General features: G+C 70.3%; 6 protein-coding genes. 1 reads left to right on the top strand and 5 read right to left on the bottom strand.

Going from position 1 to position 6543, the window contains the following annotated elements; all coding sequences use genetic code 11:
• On the top strand, nt 1-1055 hold a 1055-nt coding region (locus M0R80_30650), incomplete at its 5' end, for a collagen-like protein (GenBank protein ID MCK9463999.1).
• Nucleotides 1056-1057: 2 nt separating this feature from the next.
• Here M0R80_30650 and M0R80_30645 read toward each other — a convergent pair.
• From M0R80_30645 to purF, 5 genes are all read right to left on the bottom strand, one after another.
• Nucleotides 1058-2032, bottom strand: a complete 975-nt coding sequence (locus M0R80_30645) for a cation diffusion facilitator family transporter (GenBank protein MCK9463998.1) — start codon at nt 2030-2032, stop codon at nt 1058-1060.
• 17 nt (nt 2033-2049) lie between these two features.
• Entirely contained in the window at nt 2050-3012 is a 963-nt protein-coding gene (locus M0R80_30640; protein ID MCK9463997.1) for an MBL fold metallo-hydrolase, read from the bottom strand.
• Nucleotides 3009-4028 carry a hypothetical protein gene (locus M0R80_30635; protein ID MCK9463996.1) on the bottom strand — a complete coding sequence of 340 codons (1020 nt, stop codon included), beginning with the start codon at nt 4026-4028 and terminating at the stop codon, nt 3009-3011. Before M0R80_30635 ends, M0R80_30640 begins: the two co-directional genes overlap by 4 nt.
• Nucleotides 4018-4485 (bottom strand): hypothetical protein, encoded by a 468-nt coding sequence (locus M0R80_30630; GenBank protein MCK9463995.1) that lies wholly within the window; start codon nt 4483-4485, stop codon nt 4018-4020. The genes M0R80_30635 and M0R80_30630 overlap by 11 nt, the downstream gene beginning before the upstream one ends.
• Nucleotides 4486-4604: 119 nt before the next feature.
• Entirely contained in the window at nt 4605-6038 is a 1434-nt protein-coding gene (gene purF, locus M0R80_30625) for an amidophosphoribosyltransferase (GenBank protein ID MCK9463994.1), read from the bottom strand.
• Nucleotides 6039-6543 lie beyond the last annotated feature (505 nt).

Raw genomic sequence — 6543 nt, 5'->3', positions numbered from 1 at the left:
CAACAGGCGCCGCGGGTCTGGACGGAGCAATCGGCGCAACAGGACCGGCCGGTCTGAACGGTCTGGACGGTCTGGACGGTCTGAACGGTCTGGATGGTTTGGATGGCGAATCCGTCGTCGGCGCCACCGAAGCTCCAGGTGACAACTGCACCTACGGCGGCGTCGCGTACACCTCGGCGACCGGAATCGACTATGTCTGTAATGGCGAGACTGGATTGACGGGGCCAGCCGGCGCGACGGGACCGCAGGGCCCGATAGGAGAAACCGGGCTGCAGGGCGCGCCGGGTCTGGACGGAGCAGTCGGTGCGACAGGTCCAGCCGGAGTTGCAGGTCCAACAGGATCGCAGGGCCTGAAGGGTGACACCGGTTCGCAGGGCATTCAGGGCATTCCAGGCGCGCAGGGAGTGGCTGGTCTCGACGGTTCCTCGGTGACCGTCGCCAGCATCCCGGTCGATGACTTCGACTGCCCGTTCGGCGGATCGGAGTTCTTCGACGGGACCACGACGGCGTACGCCTGCAACGGCGCGACGGGTGCAACCGGTTCGCAGGGCATTCAGGGCATTCCAGGCGCGCAGGGAGTCGCGGGAGAAGTCGGGCCGCAGGGTCTGCAGGGCCTGCCTGCTCCCGTGATGCCGTTCGGATACTTCTATGCGCTCATGCCGGGCGACAACGCGGCGACGGTCGCGGTGGGGGCTGCGGTGGCGTTCCCGCGGGATGGTGCGGCAAGCGGGATCTCTGGGGTCAGCGCGAGCGAGTTCATCTTGCCATCGATCGGCGTTTACGAAGTTTCCTGGCAGGTGAGCGTCAACGAAGCCGGGCAGCTCGTCCTCGGGCTCGATAGCGGTTCGGGGGTCGTGGAGCTGCCCTATACGGTGGCCGGACGCGCTACCGGTACGTCACAGATCGTGAATCAGGTGTTGGTCACGACGACCTCGGCGAGCTCGATCCTCACCGTCCGAAACCCGGTCGGAAACCCCGCGGCACTGACGGTGACGCCGTTGGCTGGTGGAGCCCAACCCGTCTCCGCTTCGCTCGTGATCAAGCAAATCCTATGAATTCAGCGGCCGCCCCGAAACTTCGATGACCTCGCCTCGCGCTCGTCCGCGGCCACCAGGCAGCCCGCGACGCAGGCGTCCTCGCAGCTCCCGTCGCACGGCTCGATGTGGATCGTGACGTTGCACCCCGGGAAGCGTTCCCGCATCTCGGCCGTGATCCGATCCGTGATCGCGTGCGAGTCGTCGACGTGCATGTCCGGCTCCACGAGCAGGTGGAACTCCACGAACCGCGTGGCGCCAGCCTTCCGCGTGCGCAGCCGGTGGAAGCCGCACGCCTCCCGGATCTCGTGGCGGAGGAAGGACGTGATCCACACCCTCTCGTTTTCCGGCATCGACGTGTCCAGCAGATCGGCGATCGACTGGCGCGTGAGCTGGAACGCGGCCTTCATGATGAGCACCGCGACGCAGATCGCGATCGCGGGATCCAGCCACGAGAGGTCGACCTTCGGGAGGAAGATCCCGCCGAGCGTGATGATCCCGAGGCCGGCCATCACGCCGAGGGATGTGTAGACGTCGGTCCGCAGGTGCCACGCGTCAGCGACGAGCGCCACCGAGTCGGTCTCCTTGCCCACTCGGAACAGGGCGCGCGAGACGACCAAGTTGACGACCGACGAGAGCGCCATGATCCCGACGCCGAGCCCGATCGCGTCGAGCGGTTTCGGGTGGAGCAGCTTGTCGACCGATTCGTAGATGATCCAGATCGCGGCTACGAAGATGAGGATCGCCTCGATCGCGCCCGAGAGGTTCTCGACCTTCTCGTGCCCCCACGGGTGCTCCGGGTCCGCGGGCTTGCCGGAGGTGCGCACGGCGATCAGGGCGATGAGCGACGCGAGGAGGTCGATGCCCGAGTGGATCGCCTCGGACAGCACCGACACTGAGCCGGTGAGGGTCCCGACCACGATCTTGCCGGCCACGAGCGCGCCGTTCGACAGCACGGAGAGCGCGGCGACGCGGACCTTTTCCCGTGAAGCGTCCAATGAAGGAGCCCCTCCTGTCAGACGCAACGGTACGCCAGCCCACCTTCCAGCGCCACTTCCTGGGCGCGGCCCCGGTGCACGAGATGCTCGAGGTAGGCGAGCGTCTGCGACATCGCCAGCCAGCGGGCGAACACCTTGCGGCGATCGCCGAACACCTCGAGGCAGAGGTCGTACGCCTCGGCCGGCGCGGGCTTGAGCGCGGCGGCGACGCGCGCGATACGGGCCGCGTGGTGCCTGAGGATCTCGTCGGCGCGAAGGGAGGCGTCCGGGATCGGCGCGCCGTGTCCGGAGAGGCCGAGGCGCGGACCGAGCGCGCGGACGCGCTCGAGCGAGTCGAGGAACGCGCCGAGCGGATCGGTCCCGACCGCCTCCTCGCGCATCGAGACGTGGGTGGCCTCCCCGGGCGTCACGTGATCCCCGGTGAGGAGGATCCCGCTCTCGGGCTCGAGCAGGCAGACGTGGCCGCGGGTGTGGCCCGGCGTGTGGATGATCTCGAACGGGATCCCGGCGAGGCGCACGACCTCGCCGTCCGTGAGGGTTCGCGTCGGGCGGAACGGCTCCTGGAGGCTCCGGAAGAACGGGAACATCGCCGCCACACGCGTCTCGAAGTCCGCCGGTATCCGGTGGCGGCCGAAGAACGTCGATCTGCGGGAGTCCGACGCAGGATCGTCGAAGAACACGGCGAGCGAGGCTGCGTCCCGCGCGGTCATCATCACCTCGGCGCCCGCGTCGACGAGCGTCGCTCCGAGGCCGCAATGATCCGGGTGGTAGTGCGTGCAGACGACTTGGCCGAGATCGCCTATCGCGAGCCCGCGTTCCGACAGCGCCGCGACGAGGGCGGCCCTCGAGGCGGCGTCGTCCATCCCGGTATCGACGAGCGCCGCGCCGTCCGGCCCGCGCACGAGGTAGGCGTTCACCGCGCCGAGCATGGCCGGCATGGGCAGCCGGATGGGGTCCAACCAGCGGGGCAGGGCGATCATCGCGCACTCGGCAGCGGTACGACGAGCGCGGCCGGGCACTTCCCCTTGTCGCCATCGAGCGCCGGGAACGGGTGCGCGCCGCGGGGGTCGATCTCGAGGACGACGTGCGCCGCCGCGTCCCCGAGCGCCGTCTCGATCTCCACGAGCCTCTGCGCACCGCCGCAGGCCGCCTTTCCCTTCTTGCCGCCGCGCGAGAGCGAAACCGCCGCGCCGAAGTCGTCGGGGACCGCGGTGAAGCCGGCCGCCGCGAGGCGCTCGAGGAGCTCCGAGGTCCGCGCCGCCGCGGCGGCGCCCGTGCCCTCGAACGCCCAGGCGAACGCCCGGTGCGCGCCGGCCCCGACGTCCTCGACGCGCTCCTGGACGGCCGCGAGATCGCGCCGCTCGAGCGCCTCCTCGGCGAGGGCGAGCGCCCCGTCCGCGGACACCTTCTGCTCCTCGAGCGCGGCGCCGGCAGAGGCGAGCGCCCCGAGCACGGCGGCCTCGATCCGGCACCGCCCGAGCATCTCTCGCCCGACCTCGAGCAGGGCGTCGGCGTGCTCCGGATCCGCCCGACCCGCCGCCGCGCGCTCCTCCTCCGCCGCCGCGCGGCGCCTGCTCGCGTCGACGACCGCCTCCACGTGGCGCCGGATCCGCTCCCGGGCCAGCAGCCGCTCCAAAGCTTCGATCGCGGACGAGAGCCGCTCGATCTCGAGCGCCCGCTGCGCCTCGACCGCCGCCGCGATCTCGAGCTGCCCGCGCGCGCGCAGTTCTCGCAGCGACGTCATCGCCAGCTTGCCCTGGATGAGCCCGAGCTCAGCGAGCCGATCCGCGCCCGCGGCGTCCCCCGAGTCGAGCGCCTCAACGGCGAGCCCGAGGTAGCGCTGGGACTCTCCCCACGCGGTCGACGCGGTCTCGGCGGCCACCTTCGAGTCGTCCGCCCGGGCGAGCGCCTCGAGCTGCCGCAGGGAGTCGGGGACGGGTGCCGGGCCGCAGCCCGCGAGCCCGAGGCAGACCGCGATCGACATCTCAAGGCGCACTCTGCGCCTCCCGCTTCACGGGGAACGCCGAGGTGAGCTCGACGCCCCTGGTCTCGAGGACGAGCGCGTCATAGCGCGCCTCGAGCTCGCGGATCCTCTCGGCGAGAACCAGGGCGGCGCGTTCGGCCGCCTCGGCCTTCGCCTCCGCGCCGGCGGCGGCGAGCATGGCGCGCAGGAGCGAGAGCTGCGCGTCGAGCCTCGCGGTCAGCGCCTCGGCTCGGCGGTCGCGTCGGTCCCGGAGCGCTAAGCGAGCGTCGTCGAGCCAGCGCCGCGCCAGATCCAGCTCGGCGCCGAGGGCGCCCGCCAGCTCGTGTCCGGATATCTCCGCGAGCGCCGCCTCGGCGCGGAGCAGCGCCGACGCCGCCCGGCGCGCGCGCCCCCCGGCCGAAGCCTCGGGCGCGATCACCCCGAGCGCGATGACGAGCGCCGTCGAGATCACCGCAATCCGCGTCCGCATGCAGCCTCCGGCGGACGGTATACACCGGAACGCGCGGCGGTGCCAAAGGGGTGTCCGGGTCGGGAGGGGATCGGCCCGCGCCAGATCGCCTCGACACGCTGGAACACGGCGCGCGGGCATCACTCGCGATCCAGCGGGACGTTCACCTTGATGCCGTAGTGCTCGGGCGGGTAGATGTAGTCGAGGTCGAAGCACGCGAAGCAGTAGTCCTTCCGCGCCGCGAGCACGCCGTCGAAGTCGGCGAGCTCCATGTACTTCAGGGAGTCGGCGCTCAGGTACGCCGCGGTCTCCGGGACGCTCATGCGGTTCGCGATCAGCTCGTCGCGCGTCGGCGTGTCGATGCCGTAGTAGCAGGAGCCGATCACGCGCGGCGAGCCGATCCGGACGTGCACCTCGAGGGCGCCCGCGGACTTCAACATGCGGACGATCTTGCGCAGGCTCGTGCCGCGCACGATCGAGTCGTCGACGAGCACCACGCGCTTCCCCGGGAAGAACCCGGGCAGCGGGTTGAACTTCTGCTTCACGCCCTCGTCGCGGGACTTCTGGTTGGGCTTGATGAACGTCCTGCCCACGTAGTGGTTGCGCAGGAGCCCCATCCCGAAGCGCGCGCCCTTCGCCGCCGCGTAGCCGAGCGCCACGAAGTTGGAGGAGTCCGGCACCGGCATGACGACGAGGTCGTCGCCCGGCGGGAGATCCGCGTCCTTCGCTGCGAGGCACGCGCCGATCCGTTCGCGCACGGCGTACACGTGCTCGCTGAACGACTCGCTGTCCGGCCGGGAGAAGTAGATCAGCTCGAACACGCAGTGCCGTGGGGCATCGGACGCCACGTGCAGGGTCGTCACGGGCTTGCCGCGCTCGAGGCGGAGGATCTCGCCCGGCGCGACCTCGCGCAGCCGGCGGGCGCCGATGATGCCGAAGCCGCAGCACTCGGACGCGAACACGGTGCCGTCGGAGAGCGGCTCGCCGAGATCGGCGTGGTCGACGTGCCCCATGACGAGCGGCCGGATGCCGTGCGGATCGCGGAACGCGTACATGCTGTCGCGGAAGATCACGAGCGTCGCGAACGCGCCCTTGAGCTCCTGCATCGTCCGCCGGAGCGCATCCTCGATCGGGTGGCGGCGCACGACGTGGTAGTAGGCGATGAGGCGCCCGATCAGCTCCGCGTCGTTGTCGCTCTTGAACGTGAACTCCGCCTCGCGCTCGAGCCACGAGCGCAGCTCGCCGTAGTTGATGATGTCGCCGTTGGAGCAGATCGCCATGTGCGGCCCCTCGGCGAGATCGATGGCGTGCGGCTGGGAGTTCGCGATGTCGCTCGAGCCCGCGGTGGGGTAGCGCACGTGGCCGATGGACACGTCGCCCGTGTGCCGGTCGAGCACCTCCTCGACGAGCACGTTCTTCACGAGGCCCATCGCCTTGTGCGCCGTGATGTTGCCCCGCGCGTTGCGCGTCGCGATCCCGCAGCTCTCCTGGCCGCGGTGCTGGATGGCGAACAGGATCTCCGCCACCAGGCGCTCCGCGCGCCCGACCCCGAACACTCCCGCTACGCCGCACACGTTCGAGCCTCCTCGGTCCGCGGCGAGGTCGCCGGGGCCGGTGCCACTCTACGAGCTTGGACCGTGCTGTCAACACGCGCGGTCGATCGCGACCCTCGGTACGAGGGTCATGGCTCGTGGGGGCTGCTTTGGAATTCCGGTCGGGACGCCGCGCGAGCGGAAGAGCGCCTTGATCCTTCGCTGCGCACGGGTCGAGTCGACGACCACGACCGTGTACGCCCTGGCGAGCTCGCCGAGCAGCGCGAACTCCCCCTGGGCCTTGTAGACGCGGGTCTTGACCGCGCCGATGCGCAGCGGGAACTGGGGTCAGGCGGGAACTGGGGTCAGGACCCTTCACTTGTCACATGCTATCGGTCTGTGGCGCCGCTATATGACATATGATGGGTCTTGGTGCGACCGAGCACTGTCGGTCCGTTGGGATGGAAGGAGGCGATAACTTCCTGAAATTCGGATGAGTCGTCCAGCGGGTGCGAAACCCGTCCGGTCAAAGCCGAGCCCGGCGGGC

This window comes from Pseudomonadota bacterium, from assembly GCA_023229365.1.
Taxonomy (GTDB): Bacteria; Myxococcota_A; Polyangia; order JAAYKL01; family JAAYKL01; genus JALNZK01.
The sequence above is the reverse complement of the archived record's forward strand: the minus strand, read 5'-3'. Positions and strand labels throughout refer to the sequence as shown.

Coding starts and splice junctions, on each gene's coding strand:
- M0R80_30640 (MCK9463997.1), bottom strand. CDS start 3,012: ATGATCGCCCTGCCCCGCTGGTTGGACCCCATCCGGCTGCCCATGCCG.
- M0R80_30630 (MCK9463995.1), bottom strand. CDS start 4,485: ATGCGGACGCGGATTGCGGTGATCTCGACGGCGCTCGTCATCGCGCTC.